Annotated in this window: 22 protein-coding genes; 11 read left to right on the forward strand and 11 right to left on the reverse strand. The window is 51.6% G+C overall.

Annotated elements, in window-relative coordinates; all coding sequences use genetic code 11:
* Window positions 1–110: 110 nt before the first annotated feature.
* Window positions 111–617 carry a phenolic acid decarboxylase gene (locus FN037_RS21380; RefSeq protein WP_171034819.1) on the reverse strand — a complete coding sequence of 169 codons (507 nt, stop codon included), beginning with the start codon at window positions 615–617 and terminating at the stop codon, window positions 111–113.
* 97 nt (window positions 618–714) lie between these two features.
* On the opposite strand from FN037_RS21380, the gene FN037_RS21385 reads away from it, so the two are divergent.
* From FN037_RS21385 to FN037_RS21420, 8 genes are all read left to right on the forward strand, one after another.
* The gene (locus FN037_RS21385) at window positions 715–1,575 is read left to right on the forward strand and encodes a LysR family transcriptional regulator (RefSeq protein ID WP_142503116.1); all 861 of its coding nucleotides are present in this window, start codon (window positions 715–717) and stop codon (window positions 1,573–1,575) included.
* A gap of 250 nt (window positions 1,576–1,825) precedes the next feature.
* Window positions 1,826–3,394: a nickel ABC transporter substrate-binding protein gene (gene nikA, locus FN037_RS21390; RefSeq protein WP_142503117.1), complete on the forward strand. Its 1,569-nt coding sequence runs from the start codon at window positions 1,826–1,828 to the stop codon at window positions 3,392–3,394.
* On the forward strand, window positions 3,394–4,338 hold the full coding sequence (gene nikB, locus FN037_RS21395; protein WP_138359418.1) for a nickel ABC transporter permease subunit NikB: 945 nt from the start codon (window positions 3,394–3,396) through the stop codon (window positions 4,336–4,338). The genes nikA and nikB overlap by 1 nt, the downstream gene beginning before the upstream one ends.
* Complete coding sequence (gene nikC, locus FN037_RS21400; protein WP_138359420.1) at window positions 4,335–5,168, forward strand: nickel ABC transporter permease subunit NikC; 834 nt, start codon at window positions 4,335–4,337, stop codon at window positions 5,166–5,168. Before nikB ends, nikC begins: the two co-directional genes overlap by 4 nt.
* On the forward strand, window positions 5,168–5,932 hold the full coding sequence (gene nikD / locus FN037_RS21405; protein ID WP_142503118.1) for a nickel import ATP-binding protein NikD: 765 nt from the start codon (window positions 5,168–5,170) through the stop codon (window positions 5,930–5,932). Before nikC ends, nikD begins: the two co-directional genes overlap by 1 nt.
* Entirely contained in the window at window positions 5,929–6,714 is a 786-nt protein-coding gene (gene nikE, locus FN037_RS21410) for a nickel import ATP-binding protein NikE (protein WP_142503119.1), read from the forward strand. Before nikD ends, nikE begins: the two co-directional genes overlap by 4 nt.
* A gap of 4 nt (window positions 6,715–6,718) precedes the next feature.
* Window positions 6,719–7,135 carry a nickel-responsive transcriptional regulator NikR gene (nikR, locus tag FN037_RS21415; protein WP_138359426.1) on the forward strand — a complete coding sequence of 139 codons (417 nt, stop codon included), beginning with the start codon at window positions 6,719–6,721 and terminating at the stop codon, window positions 7,133–7,135.
* A 127-nt stretch (window positions 7,136–7,262) separates the two neighbouring features.
* On the forward strand, window positions 7,263–8,687 hold the full coding sequence (locus tag FN037_RS21420) for a DNA cytosine methyltransferase (RefSeq protein ID WP_142503120.1): 1,425 nt from the start codon (window positions 7,263–7,265) through the stop codon (window positions 8,685–8,687).
* A 106-nt stretch (window positions 8,688–8,793) separates the two neighbouring features.
* Here FN037_RS21420 and FN037_RS21425 read toward each other — a convergent pair whose 3' ends face one another.
* Complete coding sequence (locus FN037_RS21425; RefSeq protein ID WP_142503121.1) at window positions 8,794–9,702, reverse strand: DMT family transporter; 909 nt, start codon at window positions 9,700–9,702, stop codon at window positions 8,794–8,796.
* Window positions 9,703–9,804: 102 nt separating this feature from the next.
* On the opposite strand from FN037_RS21425, the gene FN037_RS21430 reads away from it, so the two are divergent.
* Window positions 9,805–10,719 (forward strand): LysR family transcriptional regulator, encoded by a 915-nt coding sequence (locus tag FN037_RS21430; protein WP_138359432.1) that lies wholly within the window; start codon window positions 9,805–9,807, stop codon window positions 10,717–10,719.
* A gap of 141 nt (window positions 10,720–10,860) precedes the next feature.
* Here FN037_RS21430 and FN037_RS21435 read toward each other — a convergent pair whose 3' ends face one another.
* The 6 genes from FN037_RS21435 to FN037_RS21460 form a co-directional block, all read right to left on the reverse strand.
* Complete coding sequence (locus FN037_RS21435; protein WP_138359434.1) at window positions 10,861–12,144, reverse strand: MFS transporter; 1,284 nt, start codon at window positions 12,142–12,144, stop codon at window positions 10,861–10,863.
* Window positions 12,145–12,236: 92 nt separating this feature from the next.
* Window positions 12,237–12,698, reverse strand: a complete 462-nt coding sequence (locus FN037_RS21440) for a RidA family protein (RefSeq protein ID WP_138359436.1) — start codon at window positions 12,696–12,698, stop codon at window positions 12,237–12,239.
* Between the two features lie 15 nt (window positions 12,699–12,713).
* Window positions 12,714–13,874: a M20 family metallopeptidase gene (locus FN037_RS21445; protein WP_142503122.1), complete on the reverse strand. Its 1,161-nt coding sequence runs from the start codon at window positions 13,872–13,874 to the stop codon at window positions 12,714–12,716.
* 18 nt (window positions 13,875–13,892) lie between these two features.
* Entirely contained in the window at window positions 13,893–14,972 is a 1,080-nt protein-coding gene (locus FN037_RS21450) for an alanine racemase (RefSeq protein ID WP_138359440.1), read from the reverse strand.
* Between the two features lie 167 nt (window positions 14,973–15,139).
* Window positions 15,140–15,814 carry a transcriptional regulator gene (locus tag FN037_RS21455; protein ID WP_138359442.1) on the reverse strand — a complete coding sequence of 225 codons (675 nt, stop codon included), beginning with the start codon at window positions 15,812–15,814 and terminating at the stop codon, window positions 15,140–15,142.
* A 524-nt stretch (window positions 15,815–16,338) separates the two neighbouring features.
* Window positions 16,339–17,532, reverse strand: a complete 1,194-nt coding sequence (locus FN037_RS21460) for an NAD(P)/FAD-dependent oxidoreductase (protein ID WP_138359444.1) — start codon at window positions 17,530–17,532, stop codon at window positions 16,339–16,341.
* Window positions 17,533–17,760: 228 nt separating this feature from the next.
* On the opposite strand from FN037_RS21460, the gene pitA reads away from it, so the two are divergent.
* Entirely contained in the window at window positions 17,761–19,254 is a 1,494-nt protein-coding gene (gene pitA, locus FN037_RS21465; RefSeq protein WP_138359446.1) for an inorganic phosphate transporter PitA, read from the forward strand.
* Between the two features lie 253 nt (window positions 19,255–19,507).
* On the opposite strand, the gene uspB is transcribed toward pitA, so the two are convergent.
* Window positions 19,508–19,843: a universal stress protein UspB gene (gene uspB, locus FN037_RS21470; protein WP_138359448.1), complete on the reverse strand. Its 336-nt coding sequence runs from the start codon at window positions 19,841–19,843 to the stop codon at window positions 19,508–19,510.
* Between the two features lie 378 nt (window positions 19,844–20,221).
* Here uspB and uspA point away from each other — a divergent pair, with 378 nt between their 5' ends.
* A complete protein-coding gene (uspA, locus tag FN037_RS21475) occupies window positions 20,222–20,659 on the forward strand; it encodes a universal stress protein UspA (protein ID WP_138359450.1) in 438 nt (145 codons plus the stop codon).
* Window positions 20,660–20,742: 83 nt separating this feature from the next.
* Here the strand turns inward: uspA and rsmJ are convergent, their stop codons facing one another.
* Together rsmJ and prlC are read right to left on the reverse strand one after the other, a co-directional pair.
* Entirely contained in the window at window positions 20,743–21,495 is a 753-nt protein-coding gene (gene rsmJ, locus FN037_RS21480) for a 16S rRNA (guanine(1516)-N(2))-methyltransferase RsmJ (protein WP_142503123.1), read from the reverse strand.
* Between the two features lie 4 nt (window positions 21,496–21,499).
* The gene (gene prlC, locus FN037_RS21485; RefSeq protein ID WP_142503124.1) at window positions 21,500–23,542 is read right to left on the reverse strand and encodes an oligopeptidase A; all 2,043 of its coding nucleotides are present in this window, start codon (window positions 23,540–23,542) and stop codon (window positions 21,500–21,502) included.
* Between the last annotated feature and the right edge of the window lie 62 nt (window positions 23,543–23,604).

Below are 23,604 nucleotides of genomic sequence, written 5' to 3' on the forward strand. Positions count from 1 at the left end.
TATTGGCGGAAAGTAAACAGATATTAAACCAGACTCTAATAAATCCACTTTTAAACGTTGCTTACTAAATATAAACGTTCCGGTGTTAGCTGAAAAATATTTCGAAATTATTACAGATTGCCAGGAAAGTTATCCGGTAATTCGTTAGCCGGGCAATTAATCACCTCGTTATTATCTTCACCGCAATCACGAACAAAGGTAATAGTCGCAAACTCATCAATAACTTCTGTCGGGTAAGCCGGACCCGCTTCACGGTAAGAGACCATCAGGGGAATATGATCGTTCTGGAAGCAGACGGTTTTTTCCGGGTTATTGATCACCCAGCGTGGGAAAAAAATGGTGCCATGGAACAGTTTGTCGCCAAGGTTAACGATCAGGCTCACATCGGTACCCGTCGGCTCGGTCCAGGAAATTTTATAGATGCTTTCACCGACGCGAACAATCCAGGCCTGCTGATCTTTCACCCAACGGTTAGCCACGATACCGCTATGAATACGGTAATCCAGCGTTGTGCCGTTTTTAACGTAAATCTCGTAGTTCCAGCCATTATCGTAGGTATAAACCAGATGTTTACCGATAAATCCACTCAGGTCATGTTTATCGAAAGTACGCATAATCTGTTCTCCTCTATTGGGTGAGAACCAGCATACTGCTTTAAAAAATGAATAAATAACGCTATGTTTGAATTAAATTAAACCACTTTTTAGATGAGTTATGCATAAGACCACCCTTGAACAATGGACGCTACTGGAAAAAGTTGTCGAGCTGGGTAGCTTTGCGAAAGCGGCGGAAGAGACCCACCGCAGCCAGTCATCGGTCAGCTATAATCTCGCGCTATTGCAGGCGCGTCTGGGCGTTCCGCTTCTCACGCCATCGGGCCGCCGTGCGGTGCTGACCCCGGCGGGTGAGCAGTTGCTCACCCAGGTTAAGCCATTATTACAGGCCTTCGCTTATGTTGAAACGCATGCCGCCACACTACGCGACGGTGCGCGAACCCGGCTGGATCTGGTCGTTGACAGTATTTTTCCTCGCGAACGGCTGTTCGCTATTCTGCGTCAGTTTCAACAACGCTATCCGCAAACCCAGGTCAGGCTGACTGAAGTCCTGGAAAATGTTGAGCAGGAGCATCCGGCCCGCACCGAGGCCGATGTGATGGTCCTGACCCGCCGCCAGGATATTACCGGTCGCGGTGAATGGTTGATGAACATTGATTTTGTCGCCGTCGCTCATCGCGATCATCCGCTAGCCGCATTCGATGGGCCGCTGGACGATAACACGCTGGCCCTCTGGCCGCTGGTACGCATTACCGATCGTAGCAACGATCGGCAGGCCCCCCGTGACGCCTGGACATTTTCCACCATCGATGCCGCCATTGATGCGGTGCTGTATCAGGTTGGTTTCGGCTGGCTACCGGAAGAGCGTATTCGCCCGCAACTTAAACAAGGAATTCTGAAGGTACTGCCGCTGGGCCACGGCGCACGGCGGGCAACACCGCTGCATCTGATTGTCAAACGTGATTTAACGCCTATTGATGAACAGGTGGCCACCCTGCTGGCGTTGTTCAGAGCGTCTTGATGAATCTACGGGCTGCGAAAGAATACGCAAAATCATTTACGCTGCAGAATGGTTTTAAACAGCGCTTGCGCTGGCAGCACAGGCGCAGGGCCAGGGAATATGCAGAAGGATGACCAGCACGCAGGCGACCTGAAGTATGACGGGTATATACTATTTTCTTATACTTTCAGGCTATATATTGATCCAGCTTACGCCGGAAATATGATAAATCATTAAAATCGTCATACTTTCCTGTCGCTGAGAAAAAGCCTTGTCTATCATCCGTACTACTCTGCTGGCGCTGTTCGCCTGTGTGCCTTTGCTGGCCCACGCTGCGTCCGATGAAATCACCACCGCATGGCCGGTTAATGTGGGGCCGCTCAATCCGCATCTTTATACGCCCAACCAGATGTTCGCCCAGAGTATGGTTTATGAACCGCTGGTGAAGTATCAGGCGGATGGTTCGGTAAAACCCTGGCTGGCCAAAAGCTGGCGCCACTCGACGGACGGCAAAACCTGGATCTTTACCCTGCGCGATGATGTTAAATTCTCCAACGGCGAAGCGTTCGACGCCCGTGCCGCGGCGGAGAACTTCCGCGTGGTGCTGGATAACCGCCAGCGCCACGCCTGGCTGGAGCTGGTCAATCAGATCGTAGATGTTAAAGCGCTCGACAAAAACCAACTGCAAATCACCCTGAAAAGCGCCTACTACCCGTTTTTGCAGGAACTGGCGCTGCCGCGTCCATTCCGCTTTATCGCCCCGTCGCAGTTTAAAGATAATGAGACCATGCACGGCATTAAAGCGCCGATTGGCACCGGTCCATGGGTGTTAAAAGAATCAAAACTCAACCAGTACGATGTGCTGGTACGTAACGATCGCTACTGGGGTGAAAAGCCGCAGATTCAAAAAATTACCGTCAACGTGATCCCGGATCCCACCACCCGCGCGGTGGCCTTTGAGACCGGCGACATCGATCTGCTGTACGGCAATGAGGGGCTGCTGCCGCTCGATACCTTCGCGCGCTTCAGTCACAATCCGGCATACCGTACCCAGCTTTCCCAACCAATAGAGACGGTGATGCTGGCGCTGAACTCCGCGAAGCCGCCAACCAGTGAACTATTGGTGCGCGAAGCGCTGAACCATGCGGTAAACAAAAAGTCGCTGATTGATAATGTCCTCTACGGCACTCAGCAGGTTGCCGATACGCTGTTTGCGCCCACCGTTCCTTACGCCAATATTGGCCTGAAGCCACGCGAGTACGATCCGCAGCAGGCAAAGGCCTTGCTGGAAAAAGCAGGCTGGATACAGCCTGACGGTAAAGCGATCCGTGAAAAAAATGGCCAGCCGTTACGCATTGAGCTGTCGTTTATTGGCACCGACGCGCTGAGTAAATCAATGGCGGAAATTATCCAGGCCGATATGCGCCAGATTGGCGTGGACGTGACGCTGGTCGGCGAGGAAGAGAGCAGCATTTACGCCCGCCAGCGCGATGGTCGCTTTGGTATGATTTTCAACCGTACCTGGGGCGCGCCATACGATCCGCACGCCTTTATGAGTTCAATGCGCGTACCGTCGCACGCCGACTTCCAGGCCCAGCAGGGTTTAGCCGATAAGCCCATTATTGATAAAGAGATTGGCGAAGTGCTGGAAACCACCGACAAAACGCAGCGTCAGGCGCTGTACCGCGACATTCTGACGCGGCTGCACAACGACGCGGTCTATCTCCCCATCAGCTATGTCTCAATGATGGTGGTCTCCAGGCCGAAGCTCGGCGCGATCCCTTATGCGCCGATTGCTTCTGAAATTCCGTTCGAACAGATTAAACCGGTGAACCCCTGATGTTGCGCTATGCGTTGCGGCGCATTGCGCTGCTGGTGCCGATGGTTTTCGCCGCTTCGGTGATTATTTTCCTGATGCTGCGTCTGGGAACCGGCGATCCGGCACTCGACTATTTACGTTTATCTAACCTGCCGCCGACGCCAGAGATGGTGGCCTCCACCCGCGTGATGCTGGGGCTGAATCAACCGCTTGTCGTACAGTACGGCACCTGGCTATGGAAGGCGCTGCATCTGGATTTTGGCATCTCGTTCGCGACTCAACGTCCGGTACTGGACGACATGCTTAACTTCCTGCCCGCCACGCTACAGCTGGCAGGCGCGGCGCTGGTATTAATCCTGCTCACCTCCGTGCCGCTCGGCATCTGGGCGGCGAGACACCGCGATCGCCTGCCGGATTTCGCCGTGCGTTTTATTGCCTTCCTCGGCGTGTCGATGCCTAACTTCTGGCTCGCCTTTCTGCTGGTGATGTTCTTCTCGGTTTACCTGCAATGGCTGCCTGCTATGGGCTATGGCGGCTGGCAACATATTATTCTGCCTGCGATGTCGATTGCGTTTATGTCACTGGCCATTAACGCTCGCCTGCTGCGCGCCAGCATGCTGGAGGTGGCCGGGCAGCGTCATGTGACCTGGGCGCGACTGCGCGGTCTGAGCGAGAAGCAAACGGAGCGTCGTCATATTCTGCGTAACGCCTCTCTGCCACTGATCACCGCCGTCGGGATGCATATCGGTGAACTGATTGGCGGCACGATGATCATTGAGAATATCTTTGCCTGGCCCGGCGTGGGTCGCTATGCCGTCTCGGCGATATTTAACCGCGACTATCCGGTCATTCAGTGCTTTACGCTAATAATGGTCATCGTGTTTGTGGTCTGTAACCTGATGGTTGACCTGCTGAACGCCGCGCTGGATCCGCGTATTCGCCGTTATGAAGGAGCGCACTCGTGAACTTTTTTCTCTCTTCACGTTGGCCTGTTCGCCTGTCGTTAATCATCATCGTTCTGTTGGCAGTGATTGCGTTCACCTGCCAGTGGTGGCTCCCCTATGATCCGCAGGCGATTGATTTACCTTCGCGTTTGCTGGCGCCTGACGGCCAGCACTGGCTGGGCACTGACCATCTGGGACGAGATATTTTCTCGCGTTTACTGGCTGCGACCCGCGTCTCGCTCGGTTCCGTGATGGCCTGCCTGCTGCTGGTGCTTGCCCTCGGATTGGTCATCGGCGGCAGCGCGGGGCTTATCGGCGGCCGCATCGATCAGGCGGCCATGCGCGTCGCGGATATGTTTATGACCTTCCCGACCTCCATTCTCTCTTTCTTTATGGTTGGCGTACTGGGAACTGGCCTCACCAATGTCATTATCGCTATCGCTCTGTCGCATTGGGCGTGGTATGCGCGAATGGTGAGAAGTCTGGTGATCTCCCTGCGCCAGCGTGAATTCGTCCTCGCCTCCCGGCTTGCCGGTGCAGGGCATATCCGGGTGTTTATCGATCATCTGGCCAGCGCGGCGATCCCGTCGCTGCTGGTGCTGGCGACGCTGGATATTGGTCATATGATGCTACACGTCGCCGGCATGTCGTTCCTCGGCCTCGGCGTGACCGCACCAACCGCTGAATGGGGCGTCATGATTAACGACGCCCGCCAGTACATCTGGACCCAACCGTTGCAGATGTTCTGGCCGGGTCTGGCGCTATTTATCACCGTGATGGCCTTCAACATGGTGGGTGACGCCCTGCGCGATCGCCTCGATCCTCATCTGATCACGGAGCATGCCCACTGATGCCGCAACAGATTGAATTACAAAATATTGTGTTACAGGCCCGGCAGCCGCTGGTACACGGTGTCTCGTTATCGCTTAAGCGTGGACGGGTGCTGGCGCTGGTGGGCGGCAGCGGCAGCGGTAAATCACTGACCTGCGCGGCGGCCCTGGGTATTCTGCCCGCTGGGGTACGGCAAACCGCAGGGAGAATCCTCGCCGATGGCAGGCCGGTTGCGCCCTGTGAACTGCGGGGTATCAACGTTGCCACTATCATGCAAAACCCGCGTAGCGCCTTTAATCCGCTGCACACCATGATGTCTCATGCCCGGGAGACCTGCCTGGCGCTGGATAAACCCGCCGACGACGCCACGCTTCGCGCGGCGCTGGAAGCCGTGGGTCTGGAGAACGCGCAGCGGGTGCTGAAGCTGTACCCGTTCGAGATGAGCGGCGGTATGCTGCAACGGATGATGATTGCCATGGCGCTATTGTGCGACGCGCCGTTTATCATCGCCGATGAGCCGACGACCGATCTGGACGCGGTCGCCCAGGCGCGCATTCTTGACCTGCTGGCAAGCATTATGCAAAACCGCGCGCCGGGGATGCTGTTGGTGACGCACGATATGGGCGTGGTCGCACGACTGGCTGACGATGTCGCGGTGATGGATAACGGCCGTATCGTGGAACAGGGAAGCGTCAGCGCGATCTTCAGCGCCCCGCAGCACAGCGTCACCCGTAATCTGGTGGCCGCGCATCTCGCCCTCTACGGTCTGGAGCTGGCCTTATGACATTACTGAGCGTATCGGCGATTAGCCATCAATATACAGGTGTAAACGTGCTACAGGATGTCTCTTTAGCGCTGAAAAGTGGTGAAACCGTTGCCCTGCTGGGACGCAGCGGCTGCGGAAAAAGTACGCTGGCACGGCTGCTCGTCGGCCTGGAATCCCCCAGCCAGGGCAGCATCTGCTGGCGCGGCGAACCCCTTTCCCGACTGAATCGCACAAAGCAAAAGGCGTTTCGCCGGGATATTCAGATGGTGTTTCAGGATGCCATCAGCGCGCTAAACCCGCGTAAAACTGTCGAGGATATTTTACGCGAGCCTATGCGCCATCTGCTGTCGCTGACCAAAGCAGAACAAATCGCGCGGGCCCGCGAAATGCTTAAAGCCGTGGATCTCGACAGCGGCGTGCTCGACGAACGCCCACCGCAGCTGAGCGGCGGGCAACTCCAGCGCGTCTGCCTGGCGCGGGCGCTGGCGGTAGAACCTAAACTGCTGATCCTGGATGAAGCTGTGTCCAGCCTGGATTTAGTGCTACAGGCTGGCGTGATCCGCCTGCTCAAAAAACTGCAACAGCAGTTTGGCACCGCCTGCCTGTTTATCACTCATGATTTACGCCTGGTAGAACGCTTTTGCCAGCGGGTAATGGTGATGGACGCGGGGCGTATCGTCGAGACGCAAACCGTAGGTGACAAATTAACGTTTTCTTCCCATGCCGGGCGCATGTTACAAAATGCGGTACTTCCTGCATTTCCTGCAGCGATACACCCTCATAGCCGCGCTAAGGTATAAACAGATGCAACGTATTACGATCACCCTCGATGACGATTTACTGGCAACGCTGGATAGCCTGAGCCAGCGCCGTGGTTACCATAACCGCTCCGAAGCTATTCGCGATATCCTGCGCGGTGCGCTGGCTCAGGAAACCATCCAGGATCACGGCGCTCAGGGGTTTGCGGTGCTCTCCTATGTTTATGAACATGAGAAGCGGGATTTAGCCAGCCGCTTAGTCTCCACCCAGCATCATCATCACGATTTATCCGTCGCTACCCTGCACGTCCACATCAATCACGACGACTGTCTGGAAATTGCCGTTCTGAAAGGCGACATGGGCGATATTCAGCATTTCGCCGATGACGTTATCGCGCAACGCGGCGTGCGCCACGGTCATTTGCAGTGTCTGCCGACGGAGGACGCATCTTCCGACTCATAAAGTCGGCCAGACAATCATAACGAGTGCGATTCTTACCTCCCTATACTGATTAAATATCCAGATATGAGTCATTTAATCTGGGTCAAATGAGTGATATATTTTCACCCATAAAACCCAGGGAGGAATTATGTCTGAATTCGATTTATTTGCTCAGGAACTGCTCGAAAAAACAAAAGCTGAAGAAAAACGACAACAGGCACACGACAGAAAATTGATTGATCGAGTACTTGAGATTTATGGACAAAAGTATGTCGCAGAGCGACTGAGAAAAGTCGGCAAAAATGACTGGAGTCGCGAAACGCTTAACCGCTGGGTAAATGGCAAGTGTGAACCAAAATCGCTCACCATCGCTGAAGAGACTCTGTTACGGAAAATGCTGCCGGAAAAACCCGCACATCATCCTGACTATGCTTTTCGCTTTATTGACCTGTTTGCCGGTATTGGTGGTATCCGTAAAGGATTCGAAGCTATCGGCGGGCAATGCGTTTTTACCAGCGAATGGAATAAAGAAGCTGTACGTACCTATAAAGCGAACTGGTACAATGATGAAGACGCACACACTTTCAATCTGGATATTCGGGAAGTTACGCTGAGCGGCGAAAACGGCATCTCCGAAGAGAGCGCTTATGCTCATATTGATCAACAGATCCCGGATCATGATGTTCTGCTGGCTGGTTTTCCCTGCCAGCCATTCAGCCTCGCCGGGGTGAGTAAGAAAAACTCGCTCGGTCGCGCACATGGATTCGAATGTGAAGCACAAGGAACGCTCTTTTTCGATGTCGCCCGAATAATTAAGGCTAAGCAGCCAGCCATTTTTGTGCTGGAAAACGTTAAAAACCTTAAGAGCCATGATAAGGGTAAAACGTTCAACGTGATTATGGATACCCTTGATGAATTAGGCTATGAAGTTTCAGACGCCAGTATCATGGGAAAAGACGATCCTAAAATCATTGATGGGAAACATTTTCTACCCCAGCATCGTGAACGTATTATTCTGGTGGGATTCCGCCGGGATCTTAATATCCATCAGGGGTTCACATTACAGAATATCCATAAATTCTATCCTGAAAAAAGACCAACATTTGGTCAACTTCTGGAACCTGCCGTTGACGATAAATATATTCTGAGCCCTAAGTTATGGGGATATCTCTATAACTATGCCAAAAAGCATGCCGCCAAAGGTAATGGGTTTGGTTTCAGTCTGGTTGATCCCAATAATGAAAGCAGTATCGCCAGGACCTTATCCGCTCGCTATCATAAAGATGGTTCAGAAATTCTTATTGACAGAGGATGGGATAGAGCACTCGGTGAAATCGATTTTTCTCATCCAGAGAACCAGAAAAAAAGGCCAAGAAGGCTGACGCCTCGTGAATGCGCCAGACTGATGGGATTTGAGCAACCAGATGGCAAGCCATTTCGTATTCCTGTTTCAGATACTCAGGCCTACCGCCAGTTTGGCAATTCGGTGGTGGTCCCCGTATTTGAAGCCGTGGCAAAACTGCTGCAACCTTATATTATGAAAGCGACCACCGCCCCGACCACTAAAAAATAGTAGCGCCGCTCCCCCGATATTTTCCGGGGGAGCGATGACGTCAGGCCAGCCCGGCTTGCATCACGGCCATTTGCCGTGTTTGCCGACTAAAGACCATGCCCCCCACTCATGGGGCCTGCGATACAATTTCGCGGCGCGAACGCGAGCACAGAGCAATACCGCAGACAATCGCCAGCCCGCTGATCAGATGATACATATAGAGCGGTGAGTGCAGAAAAAGAATACTGAACAGGCCGCCGCTAAGGGGAATAAGGTGTGAAAATACTTCCCCGCGGGTGGCGCCGATCGCCGCAATACCTTTATTCCACAGTAAATAAGAGAGCCAGGAAGGGAAAATCACCAGATAAGCCAGCCCGAGTAGAAAATTTAGCGTTAAATAAGGGGCCAAATCCAGTTTGGCAGCCTGTAGCATATTTACCGTCAGTACCGGCAGCAGCATTATTGCCCCCACGCTGGCGCAAACGGCGACAAAACCGTTGCCGGCTACAGCTTTCGGTTTCAGTCGTAAAAAAGCACAGTAGGCCGCCCAACTCATCGCCGAGCCCATAGTCCAGAGATCGCCCTGGTTCAGATGGTGCAAAATCGCCCCGTTCGTCACATTCCCTTGCAAAATAAGCCAGATTACGCCGCAGGTGCTTAATATTACGCCAGCGATATTTCCCGTCGAAATACGTTCATGAAAGATAAAGCGGTTAATCAGTAACACCATTGCCGGGGTTGTCGATAAATAAATCGCCGCATTCAATGATGAAGTATATTGCAGGCCAATATAGAGCGTCAGCGGAAATAACACCTGGCCGCACAGCGCCAAAAAGAAGACAATGCCTTTCGCCTGTTTTATCGCTGACCACTGTTGTTGAACCTGACGGAAATAGAGAATCATCAGCAGGATAGCGGTAACCCACCAGCGCAGCGCCGAGAGTACAATAGGGTCAACTTGCGATACCAGCAGACGACCAATGACATAATTTCCTCCCCAGAAACACGCAGCCAGGGCGAGCAAAAGATAAGGCATACCACCTCCTTGATGTCCCTTAAGCCTACGCCATTGAGGTTACTGCTGACAAACAGGCCAGTGCTAATATAAAGTTTTCATTCAGGTGTATGGTTTGAAACGATGAAGTTCACCCTAAGACAGCTGGAATTCTATATCGCCCTGGCCGAAACGTTGCAAATCTCAAAAGCGGCCGGACGCTGCCATATCTCTCAGTCATCAATGACGGTCGCGATGCGTAATCTGGAAACGATTATGCATACGCAACTCTTTGTTCGTCATCCAAAGGGCATTGCGCTGACCGTTGATGGGGAACGTTTTCTGGTTCATGCGCGCAAAATCATCGCCGATAGCGAAGCCGCGATTAACGACTTGCACAACCAGCCGGAAATGACCACCGGCTGCGTGCGGGTGGGCATCGCCGAAACGCTATCCGCTTATCTGCTGCCCGGTATTTATAGCGAGCTGGAACGCCGTTTTCCGTTGCTGGCGCTCCACTTTCAGGAAGGCTCATCCCAGGCGCTGATGACGGCTTTGCGCCAGCAGGAGGTCGATTTTTGCCTGGTGTTGACATCAAATATTCGCCACGATGATGACCTGAGTATCGACACTTTTCTGCGCTCGCTGCGTCGCCTGTGGGCGCCTGTTGGCCATCCTTTACTTAGCCAACCGGTGCTGCGGCTGTCTGATATTGCGAAGGTGCCGTTTCTACTGCTTGAGACTGATGATTATCCCACCGTGATCCTTGATGTCTGGCGGCAGCGCGGCGGGCAACCGGATATTCATTACCGTACCAACTCCTTTGAGGCCATTCGTACTTTTGTGTCGCAAGGTAAAGGCGTTACCATTCTTTCGGACCTGGTCTGGCGTCCCTGGTCGCTTGAAGGGCTTCGTGTTATGCGGCGCACAGTCGACGATTGTATGACATGGATGGATGTCGGCGTGGTAAACCTGCGGCTAACGGCACTGCGCCCTGAAGCCCGGCGAGTTGTGGATTTCCTGCGTCAGGCGATACATCGGTTTGACGGTCAGCCCTGAGCAGCTAAAAAACGCCTCTTGGAGGTCGAAAAAGAGAGAAGGCGCCAGACCGATGTCCAGCGCTCACAGGATAGAAGATTAAGAAAGTGGATTTAACGATAGATAAAAATCAGACCGGTCAGCCAGCCGGCCCTGAAATCGTTATCTGACAACGGCAGGATCTTCTATAGGCTTATTGACCATGAAGAAGTAGACCAGTGATGCCAGGAAAGCGATCGCAGAGGATGCAACCAGTGCGAGCGTAAACGAACCTGTTTTATCCAGAATGATGCCGGTAATAATGGGAGCAAACGATCCACCAATAAAGCCACCAAAGTTCTGGATCCCACTAACAGACGTCACGAGCCGTGAGGGGACGGAAACCAGAATCAGTCCCCATGCGGATGTACCGGCAAAGTGAATGGAAAACAGCGCCAGACTGATACAGCCTACGGCAACAACCGTACTTTCTGTATAGGCAGCAGGTAAGGTAAATCCAGCTGCACACAGCAGGCCAAGGCAAATCATCCATTTGCGGCTTTTCATTTTATCCGCGCCACGCTTCATCACCCAATCCGCGACCACACCGTTAACCAGCATACCCGCCGCTCCAAACAAGAATGGAATGGCGGCAACCCAACCCGTCTTTTGCAAACTCAGGCCACGAGACATCTCAAGATATGAAGGCAACCAGGTCAGGAATAGCCATACCATATAACCCACGCCATTAAAGCCAATGATCATCCCCCACATGGATTTTTGCTTAAACAGACCGGCCCAATCCTTAAGAGTCACTTTCTCCTTACTGGAAGGCGGCGTCTCCTCTTCGAGGTGCGTAATATCTGTATCTGATAAACCCGCATCTTCACGGTTCCGGTAAAAAATAAACCACAGAATTGACAGAATCACACCGCTCAACCCGATGATGATAAACATCATTCGCCAGCCAAACGCGAGCATCATGGCGATCAGCAGTGGCGGAGCCAGCGCCTGCGCCAGCGTGGAGGACATATTAACGATCCCCATTGGCACCCCGCGTTTTCGAATGTTATACCAATCATTGACGACTTTAACCCCTGTCGGCAGGTGCGGCGCTTCCCCGATACCCAACACAATACGTGAAACAATCATCTGACTGTATGATCCCACCAGCCCGAGCGCGGTCTGAGCGAGAGACCATAGTAAAATACCGAAGCCATAAACCCGCTTAACGCCAAATCGTTCCATGACCATGCCAATAGGCAACTGGCATAATGCATAGCCAAATGAAAAGACCGAAAGTAACAGGCCCATTTCCGTCGCAGATAATCCCATTTCCTGACGAATAGTAGTATTTGCAATCGAAAGTGACGTTCTATCCAGAAAATTAATAATACCTGCAACGAGTAAAAACAATAAAGCCATTAATTGCAACCGCCGTAGGCGAGAACTTGCTTGACTGGACATATATTATCCTTATGTAAGTTAAGGTATTCTATTATTAATAAATAATATGGGTACAAAGGGATCGCACAATACTTAGTTATTTAATTCGCGAATCAGTCTTTAATTTCCAGAATTAATTCAATTTCTACAGGTGTATCAAATGGTAAAGTATTAGTACCAATGGCAGAGCGAGCATGGCGACCTGATTCACCAAATACATCAATTAAAAGATCAGACGCACTGTTCATAACATAGGGCTGATCTTTAAAATCATCTGAGCTTTGTACAAAACCCAGCATTTTTACGCATCCCACTACCCGGTTAAGATCACCAATATAATGCTTGACTGAGGACAAGATATTAATCATGCACTGACGAGCGGCGGCTTGTCCTTCTTCAATAGTTAAATTCGCGCCAAGCGTGCCTTTATGAATCAGAACACCATCCAGACGACAATCATTACCCGATGTATATAAGAGATTTCCTGTTTGCTTAATCGCGATGTAGGAAAACTTAGGCATAGTGACTTCACTAAGCGTTATACCTAACTCAGCTAAGCGCGCTTCAATATTCATAACTATTCCTGATTTTCAGCTCAATAATTTTAAAGCCAGTGAGGTGTATATTTGTGCTGCTTGATGTAGTTCTTCAATACGAACAAATTCATCCTTTACATGGGCCTGAGATAAATCGCCCGGCCCCATAATAATGGTCGGAATTTGACAGTCTACCGAGAAAAATGGTGCTTCACAGGTTGCTTCAAAGATCGTTTTCCTGGCGGTTTCCGTTACCGAATCAACAACCTGACAGGCCGCATCGACGAGAATATGTGATTCATCAATAGCAGACGCGGGTATAAAAAGGTAGTTCTCGTATGAATAGTCCTTTTCGGGCGTCAGGCCTGATTTTGCCAGTACCTCAGCCAGACTTTCATTAATTTCGTTGCGTTTTTCACCTGGGATAACACGGCGATCGATCTCTATTGAGCATGACTGAGACACAATATTCGGGGCGCTTCCGCCCTGGATAGTGGTTACAAGCATTGAAGCATTACCCAACAGTTCATGTTGTTTTTGCTTCACCCGATGACATTCCTGGATAATTTCCGGTAGCAGAATCGCCATTTTATCAATCGCGCTGTCCGGCTCGCGCGTTTTCGCTGCATGCCCTGCCGTACCATGCGTAGTGAGTCGAGTTCGGCTCACCCCTTTATGGGCAATACAAATTTCCAAAGACGTCGGCTCGCCGATAATAGCGTAATCTGCTGTCACCCCCCGCGCAATGAAATGTTCCATACCCATGTTGATACGCTCTTCATCAACATTAAATAGCAGCGTAATTTCACCGGCAAAGCTGTAGTTACGGCGCTTGATCAACATTGCCGCAAACATCATCGCCGCAACACCGGACTTCATATCCGCCGCGCCGCGCCCAATGATGCGATCCCCCTCAATCACCGCCGCAAACGGATCAACAGACCAGCCCTCCCCACACGGTACAACGTCTGAGTGACCATTGAATATCAGTCTCTTACCTGGTCGGTTACCCGTTATCCGCGCGACCACATTAGGTCTACCGGGCACAACTTCCTGCACATCCACTTCAATACTCTCACGACGTAATACCTCAGCAATGAATAATGCCACCGCATTTTCATTCCCCGGCGGATTCTCGGATGGGTGCCGTATTAACTGACAGAGGAGTGTAACAAGCTCCTGCCTTTCTTCAGCAGTTAAATTAATGCTTTTCATTAAAATATCCTCAGATAATCAGTAACTTTTTCCGCGAGCATCTATGTTAATAGTTTCGCTATATTTTCCGTTGCGGAATCCGAATATTTTATCGACAAGATTTGCTACGACACAACAATGATTCGGAATAATATGTATCTCCTGTCCAATAGACAGGGATACGTGTTCAGGGTCATAACGTAAATAGCCATGTTCCTCATTAAGCTTGACTAACTCAATCTCAGGGTACTCCTGAATAAACCCGTAAGAGCCAGGTAATGCAGAGAGATCAGACGTTAGTGATTTCGTACCAGCATCAATGGTGGCGTAACCTGCAAGGGGAATACTCACCACCGTCGCACATATAGTCAGAGCACAGTTAGCAGGTGTATAAATTCCGCCATTAATAGCATTCATGTCACCAAAGATAAAGTTACCGGCCCTTGACTCCGTAATACCATTCAACTCATTAGCATAAAAAGATGAAAGCGTTGATCCACCTGACATAACCTCAATTTCGAAACCATGGGCATTAAGCAGATCTCGACTATTCATTAACAATGCTGCTTCCGCTTTCGCTGCTTTACGAATATCTGACTCATTCCGATACTGATAAATTGTCCCGGCATAAGTAAATACGCCTTTTATTTTCAAACCGGGCAACGTGGCGACATCCCTTGCAAATTGCAGCAGGTTCTCAGGCTGAATACCTTCACGATGCGCGCCATAATCAATTGCAATATCAATATCAAATACAAGGCCATTTTGCTGAGCCGCTTTAGATAAGCCCTGTGCACCATATAAACTATCAACGATAGTGCGGATATTAATTTTTCTTGCCAGTTCAGCGTAACGCTGACACTTGTCTTCACCTATTAACGGATAGGCGAGCAATATTGATGTAATTCCTCCCTCCGCCATCACTTCGGCTTCAGAAAGCTTGGCACAAGTAATACCCGTCGCACCCAATTCTTGCTCAAGCCGGGCCAACTGTACTGACTTGTGGGTTTTAATATGTGGCCAATGCTGAATATTATTCAACTTAAGGCCAGAAATCATGGAAGTGATATTTTTCTCCATAATATCCATATCCAGCGCAACATATGGCGTAGTAAACATATTTGACTCCTGATAGTTAACCGTCTATACCCGTCATACTTCAAGTTACCTGCACATTGCTGCGAAGTGATCCATCTCATCCATAAGACTCACCCTTACGGGCCACCGCTTTGCGATCAGCATAAGCACTGCGCAAAACGGTTAACCGTTTTATCCTGCAACTCAAATTATTCAGGGTTTATAGTCGGGCTTTCCTCTCGAATTTCCCCCAAATATGCATAGAGGGTATATTTTGAAATATTTAAAAACTCGCAGATTCTTTCGCCAGATTTCTTGATAAGAAAAACGCCTTTTTCATCAAAAAATTTAATGGCATTAAGTTTATCGTGCCTGGTCATATGTAAAACAGGTACGTTAATTAAGCTCATACACTCGCCGATGAGGTAATCCAGTAACTCATTTACATCTTTAACGAATACTTCGCTTACTTCTTCCGAACGTGTCGGTGATATGTCCGGGCGGCCTGTCATTTTATTTAACATCTTCTCGGCAAGAACAATGTCACTGATATCCAGATTAATACACAACGCCCCCAGCACCTCTTTGTGGGAATTGCGGATGTAAATTGACGTGGAGCGCAGCGTTTTGCCATCTCTTGTCTGGGTAAAATAATTATGTCGATCGCCATTCACATCAGTGCCACGCAGCACCTCAAGACCGAGGTTACTACTGGGATCTCCCACCTTTCTTCCCGTTACATGGCCATTGATAATAGCAATGATGCTACTTTCCAGCCCTTCAGAGTGATCATGAAGAACAACCTCGCAATTATCCCCAAACTGGTTAGCAATGCCCTCCATCATGGGAATGAGGAAATCTAAGTTCTCTTTGATGTTTTCCATATCGACCTAAATTTAAGTTAGACATTCAAACTTTTTGTTATGTATAACGTTCAGAAATTAAGCAAGCAATCAAAAAGTTGACGTTCAGTGATCAACTTCACTTTTTTATTCTTACTTTTTGTAAGATTCAGCCTTTTAAACAAACTTTTTGTAAGGTGGCGATTTAAACCGATATGATGGCAAGTAAGGAATGATTTACCGCAGATGATCTTTTGAAAGCCCTGCCGGCACTCCGGCTCCCCAGCCAAAAGTACGGCTAACGGTGAGCCAGGTCTGCAGAAGCCGGTGATCTTTTCAGATTAAGAGCCTGTCCCACCAGGCGTTATTGGCGCAGACAGTTTGAACAGGGCCAGCGCGGAAGAACCGGAGCGTACACGTAGTGCGTGAGGATTCTGAGCACTGCCCAGGTTCAAAATGACAAGCAAAATAGCTCTAATGGGACAGGCTCTAAAGAATGTCACTTCTCCGAAAGGAGTAGCGAGTGCTTTCCCGGGAAGTAAATTCATTACAGGTAATCCAGCTTATCAGCAACGCACCAGCGCCTGGGCGCACGCCCACGCTGACGACCACGCCCACTGGAAGTTATAGCCCCCCAGCCAGCCGGTGACATCCATCACCTCGCCGATAAAGAAAAGCCCTGGTACCTTACGCGCCTCCATGGTGCGCGAAGAGAGTTCATTGGTATCCACGCCGCCAAGGGTCACTTCCGCTGTGCGATAGCCTTCGGTGCCGTTCGGCTGCACGCGCCATGCGGTCAGCGTATCCACCAGCGTCTGCTGCTCACGGGGATTAAGCTGTTTCAGCGTGACGTCCGGAAGCTGGCCCAGTTGCTGCAAACACTCGACCAGACGCTTCGGCAACTGCATCGCCAGGGTGTTTTTCAGGCTCTGATTCGGATGCGCCGCGCGCTGCTCATTGAGGAAATCAGCAAGCGGGCAGTCCGGAAGCAGATTGATGCTGACAAACTCCCCAGGCTGCCAGTAGCTGGAAATTTGCAGCACCGCCGGACCGGAGAGCCCACGATGAGTGAACAACAGATTTTCGCGAAAGCGCATACCGTTTGCCGCGGTGATGGTTGACGGAACCGATACCCCGGAAAGCACCTGCAACTGTTCCAGCAGCGGCTTATGCAACGTGAACGGCACCAGCCCGGCGCGGGTCGGCAGCACTTTCAGGCCGAACTGTTCAGCAAGCTGATACCCGAACGGAGAAGCGCCCAGACCGGGCATGGACAGGCCGCCGGAGGCGACCACCAGACTTTTCGCCGCCACCGTATCACCGTTAAGTTGCAGGGTGTAACCTTCGTCATCCCGCTCAACACAAAGAATCTCGGTGCGCAGGCGAATTTGCACCCCGCCCTTTTCACACTCCGCCAGCAGGAGGTTAACGATTTGCCCGGCGGAATCATCACAAAAAAGCTGGCCTAAGGTCTTCTCATGCCAGGCAATACCGTATTTACCAACCAGGTCGATAAAGTCCCACTGCGTGTAACGTGCCAGCGCGGATTTACAAAAATGTGGGTTTTGGCTGAGATATGCCGCGGGTTCGATATTGATGTTAGTAAAATTACAGCGGCCACCGCCGGACATCAGAATTTTGCGCCCAGGTTTTTTACCATTATCGATCAACAGTACGCGGCAGCCCGCCTGCCCTGCCTGCGCTGCACAAAACATTCCCGCCGCTCCGGCGCCGATTACAATGGCATCAAACCTTTCCACACAACATTCCTCATATCCCGATTGTCGGGAATTGTAAATTTTTCACTCTGGTCGCACCAGAATGAAAAAAGCACTTTTATGTACCTTGTTGAAAAATATAGGAATACTCCCAACGGGCTACAATTAAAACAGAAAGAAAATCAAAAAAGTCTACATTTCACTTTGCCCGCACAGCCAAAGTCACTGATAATGCGCCGCGTTCATGTCCTCAAAATGGCGTAACGTCCTATGCTACATTTATTCGCCGGTCTGGATTTACATACCGGGATACTATTATTGCTTGCTCTGGCTTTCGTGCTTTTTTACGAAGCGATTAATGGGTTTCATGATACCGCAAACGCAGTTGCAACGGTGATTTACACGCGTGCAATACGGTCTCAGCTTGCGGTAGCAATGGCAGCCCTGTTTAACTTCTTCGGCGTTCTGCTGGGCGGTCTTAGCGTAGCCTATGCCATTGTGCATATGCTGCCGACCGACTTACTGCTTAATATGGGTTCAGCTCATGGCCTCGCCATGGTTTTCTCCATGTTGCTCGCAGCAATCATCTGGAACCTCGGAACCTGGTACTTCGGCCTCCCGGCCTCCAGCTCGCACACGCTGATCGGCGCGATCATCGGCATTGGTTTAACCAATGCGCTAATGACCGGCACCTCAGTCGTCGATGCGCTGAACATCCCGAAAGTCATCGGTATTTTTGGTTCGCTTATTATCTCGCCAATCGTTGGTCTGGTGATCGCGGGCGGGCTGATTTTCCTTCTGCGTCGTTACTGGAGCGGGACGAAAAAGCGTGCCCGTATTCACCTGACGCCTGCCGAACGAGAAAAGAAAGACGGTAAGAAAAAACCCCCGTTCTGGACACGTATTGCGCTGATTCTGTCCGCCATTGGCGTGGCATTCTCACACGGCGCCAACGATGGTCAGAAAGGCATTGGTCTGGTAATGCTGGTGCTCATCGGCGTTGCGCCAGCGGGCTTCGTGGTCAATATGAACGCGTCCGGTTACGAAATCACCCGTACTCGCGATGCAGTCAACAACGTGGAAAACTTCTTCCAGCAGCGCGCTGATCTGTTGCAAATTGCAACCGGCGCGGAGCAGCTCATCCCGCCACCGGAAGCAACTGCCGCAAACGGCGAGTTCCACTGCCACCCGGCGAACACCATTAACGCACTTGACCGCGTGAAGACAATGCTGACCGGCATCGAAAGCTACGATGCGCTCACCGTGGAACAGCGCAGCCATCTGCGTCGTATTATGCTCTGCATCGCCGATACCACGGATAAAGTGGCGAAGCTGCCGGAAGTGAGCGCCGATGATAAACGTCTGCTGAAGAAACTGAAAACCGATATGTTGAGTACCATTGAGTACGCGCCTATCTGGATTATTATGGCAGTGGCTCTGGCACTCGGTATCGGCACCATGATCGGCTGGCGTCGCGTGGCCACCACCATCGGCGAAAAAATTGGTAAAAAAGGGATGACTTATGCACAGGGTATGTCAGCCCAGATGACCGCCGCCGTCTCAATCGGTCTGGCGAGCTACACCGGGATGCCTGTTTCTACCACCCACGTCCTCTCCTCCTCGGTGGCAGGAACAATGCTTGTTGATGGCGGCGGGCTGCAGAAGAAAACCGTCACCAGTATTCTGATGGCATGGGTACTGACCTTGCCCGCAGCGATTCTGCTGTCAAGCGCGCTGTACTGGCTTGCGCTGCAGATTATCTAAACGCATACGCCATATACAGACCTGATATATTTCAGGTTGCAGAAAGGCCACGCGTCCTCAGGAGCACGAATATCGGTGTGACTGGGGACGCGTCTTTTCGGGGTCAGCGCAAGTGTGTTCAACGCAGTTAACTGTTTTGCCTGCCACGCGCGTGATGCCGGCTATCGTCTGTTTTTTATGCCCCTCAACACGCGAATCGCCACAAATTCATCGCTGGGTTATACGCATCATGAAGTTTTTTGCTTTAACCAGACTAGTGCCAGATAAGCAGGGCAATCATACTCACCAGGACCAGGCCACATAACGCGCTGGTAAGAATAAATTGCCGCCGAACCCGCTCGCAGCGACGGATAAACTCATCATCATGGTGATCGCGGTAGCGCTGGGCGTAGATATACCATACCAGACGCATCTGTTTGCTGGGTTGCCCATGCGATGTGAAAAAACCACCGCCATCAACATATTGATAGAGCAAAGGGTCACAACCACGTAGCACAATCAATAATGCACGCAGTGACGAGAAGTAGCGTGCCATATTCACCACACAAACAATACACAGGGCCCAAAACAGCGCAATAGTGCTGATCATACTTCCTCCCCGGCGACCTGTCCTCAGAGGCTTCCTCCGGGACTACCGCTCCCCAATATCAAACCGACTGTAGTGTTAAAGAGTGCGATTCCGATCACTTTTATTTATCCGACCGGCTCATTAAATAGTGTAGGAGATCAGTTAATTTTTTTACCACATCGTTAACCATTATCAATGCATAAGTCAGATATATTTGTTTAACTGTTTGTTGAACAAGGTGGATTGACGGATCGCAAGGGGCACTATAAGGTAGAAATATCTTCTACAATTAAGTCTTTAAGGACTCCCCCGCGCGTGTAGCACGCAGGACGCGGGCGAAACGGCAGCACAGGCTGTCAGGTCCAATGGTCATCGACAACTTATGGAAGGAGTAACACTATGGCTTATAAACATATCCTTATTGCAGTAGACCTGTCCCCGGAAAGCAAAGTTCTGGTCGAAAAAGCCGTTTCTATGGCTCGTCCTTATAATGCAAAAATTTCCCTGATCCACGTGGATGTAAATTACTCCGATCTCTACACCGGGCTTATTGATGTCAATCTGGGCGACATGCAGAAACGCATTTCCGAAGAGACTCACCACGCATTAAACGAACTCTCTACAAACGCCGGCTATCCGATCACTGAAACCCTGAGTGGTAGCGGCGATCTTGGTCAGGTTCTCGTTGATGCGATTAAAAAATATGATATGGATCTGGTGGTTTGCGGTCATCATCAGGATTTCTGGAGCAAGCTGATGTCTTCTGCTCGTCAGCTCATCAATACCGTTCACGTCGATATGCTCATTGTTCCACTGCGTGACGAAGAAGAGGAATAAACAGAGGGTTACTTAACTTCACTGATGACCAACGCCCGCTTATGCGGGCATTTTGCAGCCAAAAATCATCGGATAAATAATCCCTATTCCATTGTGCCGGCATAAATATCGAACCGGTGACCTTTGGTTACCACTGCGTTTGGCGTCGCGACATCCGCCAGCGGCGGCGCGTAATCCGGGCGTTTGACCACCACGCGTTTGGTCGCCAACAGACGCGCCGGTTGCAACAGACCATCAGCATCCAAATCCGCTCCCACCAGCGACTGAAACACCCGCATCTCTTTCTTCACCAGCGCGCTTTTCTGCTTATGGGGAAACATCGGATCAAGATAAACCACCTGCGGACGCGGCGTGATATCGGTCAGCGCCGTCAGACTGGAGGCGTGGATCAGTTGCAAACGCGCCTGCAACCACGAACCAATTTCCGCATCCGCATAGCCGCGCGCCAGGCCGTCGTCGAGCAGCGCTGCAACGACCGGATTACGCTCCAGCATCCGCACGCGACAGCCGACGGAAGCCAGCACAAAAGCATCGCGCCCCAGCCCCGCCGTGGCGTCGACCACATCCGGCAGGTAGTCGCCCTTAATTCCGACCGCTTTCGCCACCGCCTCGCCGCGACCGCCGCCGAACCTGCGTCGATGAGCCATCGCCCCGCCGACAAAATCAACGAAAATGCCGCCCAGCTTCGGCTCGTCACGCTTACGCAGTTCCAGATGCGCTGGCGTCATCACCAGCGCCATCGGATTGTCATCATCCTGCTCCAGCCCCCAGCGAGCGGCAAGAACAGATAAGGCGCCGTCTCCGGCGCCCGTTTCATCAATTAAGCAGATCTTCACTCAATCAGCCTTTGATCCCATAATGCGCCAGCATCGCATCCAGTTGCGGCTCACGGCCACGGAAGCGTTTAAACAGCACCATCGGCTCTTCGGAACCACCGCGGCTGAGGATGTTGTCGAGGAACGACTGTCCGGTTTCGCGATTGAAAATACCCTCTTCTTCGAAGCGCGAGAAGGCATCCGCCGCCAGCACGTCGGCCCACAAATAGCTGTAGTAACCCGCCGCATAACCACCCGCAAAGATATGGCTGAAGGCATGGGGGAAACGGCCCCACGACGGCCCGGGAATCAACGCGACCTGCTGCTTAATTTCCGCCAGCGTCTCCAGAATCTTCGCGCCCTGTTCCGGGATAAATTCCGCATGCAGACGGAAATCGAACAGCCCAAACTCAAGCTGACGGAGGATAAACATCGCCGCCTGGTAGTTTTTCGCCGCCAGCATTTTATTCAGCAGTTCCTGCGGCAGCGGTTCGCCGGTTTCATAATGACCGGAGATAAACGCCAGCGCCTCCGGCTCCCAGCACCAGTTTTCCATAAACTGGCTCGGCAACTCGACCGCATCCCACGGCACCCCGCTGATGCCGGAAACCCCGGCGGTGTCGATACGGGTCAGCATATGGTGCAGACCGTGGCCGAACTCGTGAAACAGGGTGATCACTTCATCGTGAGTAAACAGCGCCGGTTTACCGTTGACCGGGCGATTAAAGTTACAGGTCAGATACGCCACCGGCTTTTGCAGCGAACCGTCCAGCTTGCGCATCTGGCCGACGCAGTCATCCATCCATGCCCCGCCGCGTTTGTGTTCGCGCGCATAGAGGTCAAGGTAGAAGCTACCGCGCAGCGCATTGTGTTCATCGTACAGTTCGAAGAAGCGGACTTCCGGATGCCAGACGTCGACATCGGTACGCTCTTTCGCGGTAATACCATAAATGCGCTTAACCACTTCGAACAGGCCATTAACGGCTTTGTTTTCCGGGAAATACGGGCGCAGTTGTTCATCGCTGATGCTGTAAAGATGCTGCTTCTGCTTTTCACTGTAGTAAGCAATATCCCACGGCTGCAGGTCATCAACGCCAAATTCCGCTTTCGCGAATGCACGCAGTTGCGCCAGCTCTTTCTCGCCCTGCGGACGGGCGCGTTTGGCCAGATCGGTCAGGAAGTCGAGCACCTGCTGCGGATTTTCCGCCATTTTGGTGGCCAGCGACTTATAGGCATAACTGTCGAAACCCAGCAGTTGCGCCAGTTCGTGGCGCAGGGCAAGAATTTCCGCCATCACCGGACTGTTATCCCATTTCCCGGCATTCGGTCCCTGGTCAGAGGCGCGGGTTGAATAGGCGCGATAAAGCTCTTCACGCAGCGCCTGGTTATCACAGTAGGTCATCACCGGCAGATAGCTCGGGATATCCAGCGTCAGCAGATAGCCTTCCTGTTCTTTCGCTTCAGCCTGTGCTTTCGCAGCGGCCAGCGCACTTTCCGGCAGCCCGGCGAGTTCCGCTTCATCGGTCACCAGCTTCGTCCAGCCCATGGTCGCGTCGAGCACATTGTTGCTGTACTGGTTACCCAGCTCAGACAGGCGCGCGGCGATTTCACCGTAGCGTTTCTGCTGCTCTTTCGCCAGGCCAATACCGGAAAGTTCAAAATCACGCAGCGCATTATCAACCGCTTTTTTCTGCGCGGTATTCAGCGTGGCGTAGTGATCGCCGTCACGGAGATCACGGTAGGCTTTGTACAGCCCTTCATGTTGCCCAACCCAGGTGCTGTACTCGGAGAGCAGCGGCAGGGTTTGCTCGTAGGCTTCACGCAATTCCGGACTGTTTTTCACCGAATTCAGGTGGCTGACCGGAGAAAAAATACGCCCCAGCACATCGTCTACTTCCGCCAGCGGCTGGCAAAGATTTTCCCAGGTGTACGGCGCACCTTGCGCCACCGCGCGCTCTACCGCAGCCCGGCAATCATCCAGCGCTTTGGTGACCGCAGGGACCACGTGCTCAGGTTTGATCGCAGAAAATGGCGGCAATAAAAAAGGCGTCAGTAATGGATTGGTCATATTGCGCAGTCCTGTTGAAATAGGTAAATGAAACGCACATCCGGCGCTGTAGCATGAGATCT

Origin of the sequence: Klebsiella sp. 2680 (assembly GCF_900198535.1) — a bacterium.
Lineage (GTDB): Bacteria > Pseudomonadota > Gammaproteobacteria > Enterobacterales > Enterobacteriaceae > Klebsiella > Klebsiella indica.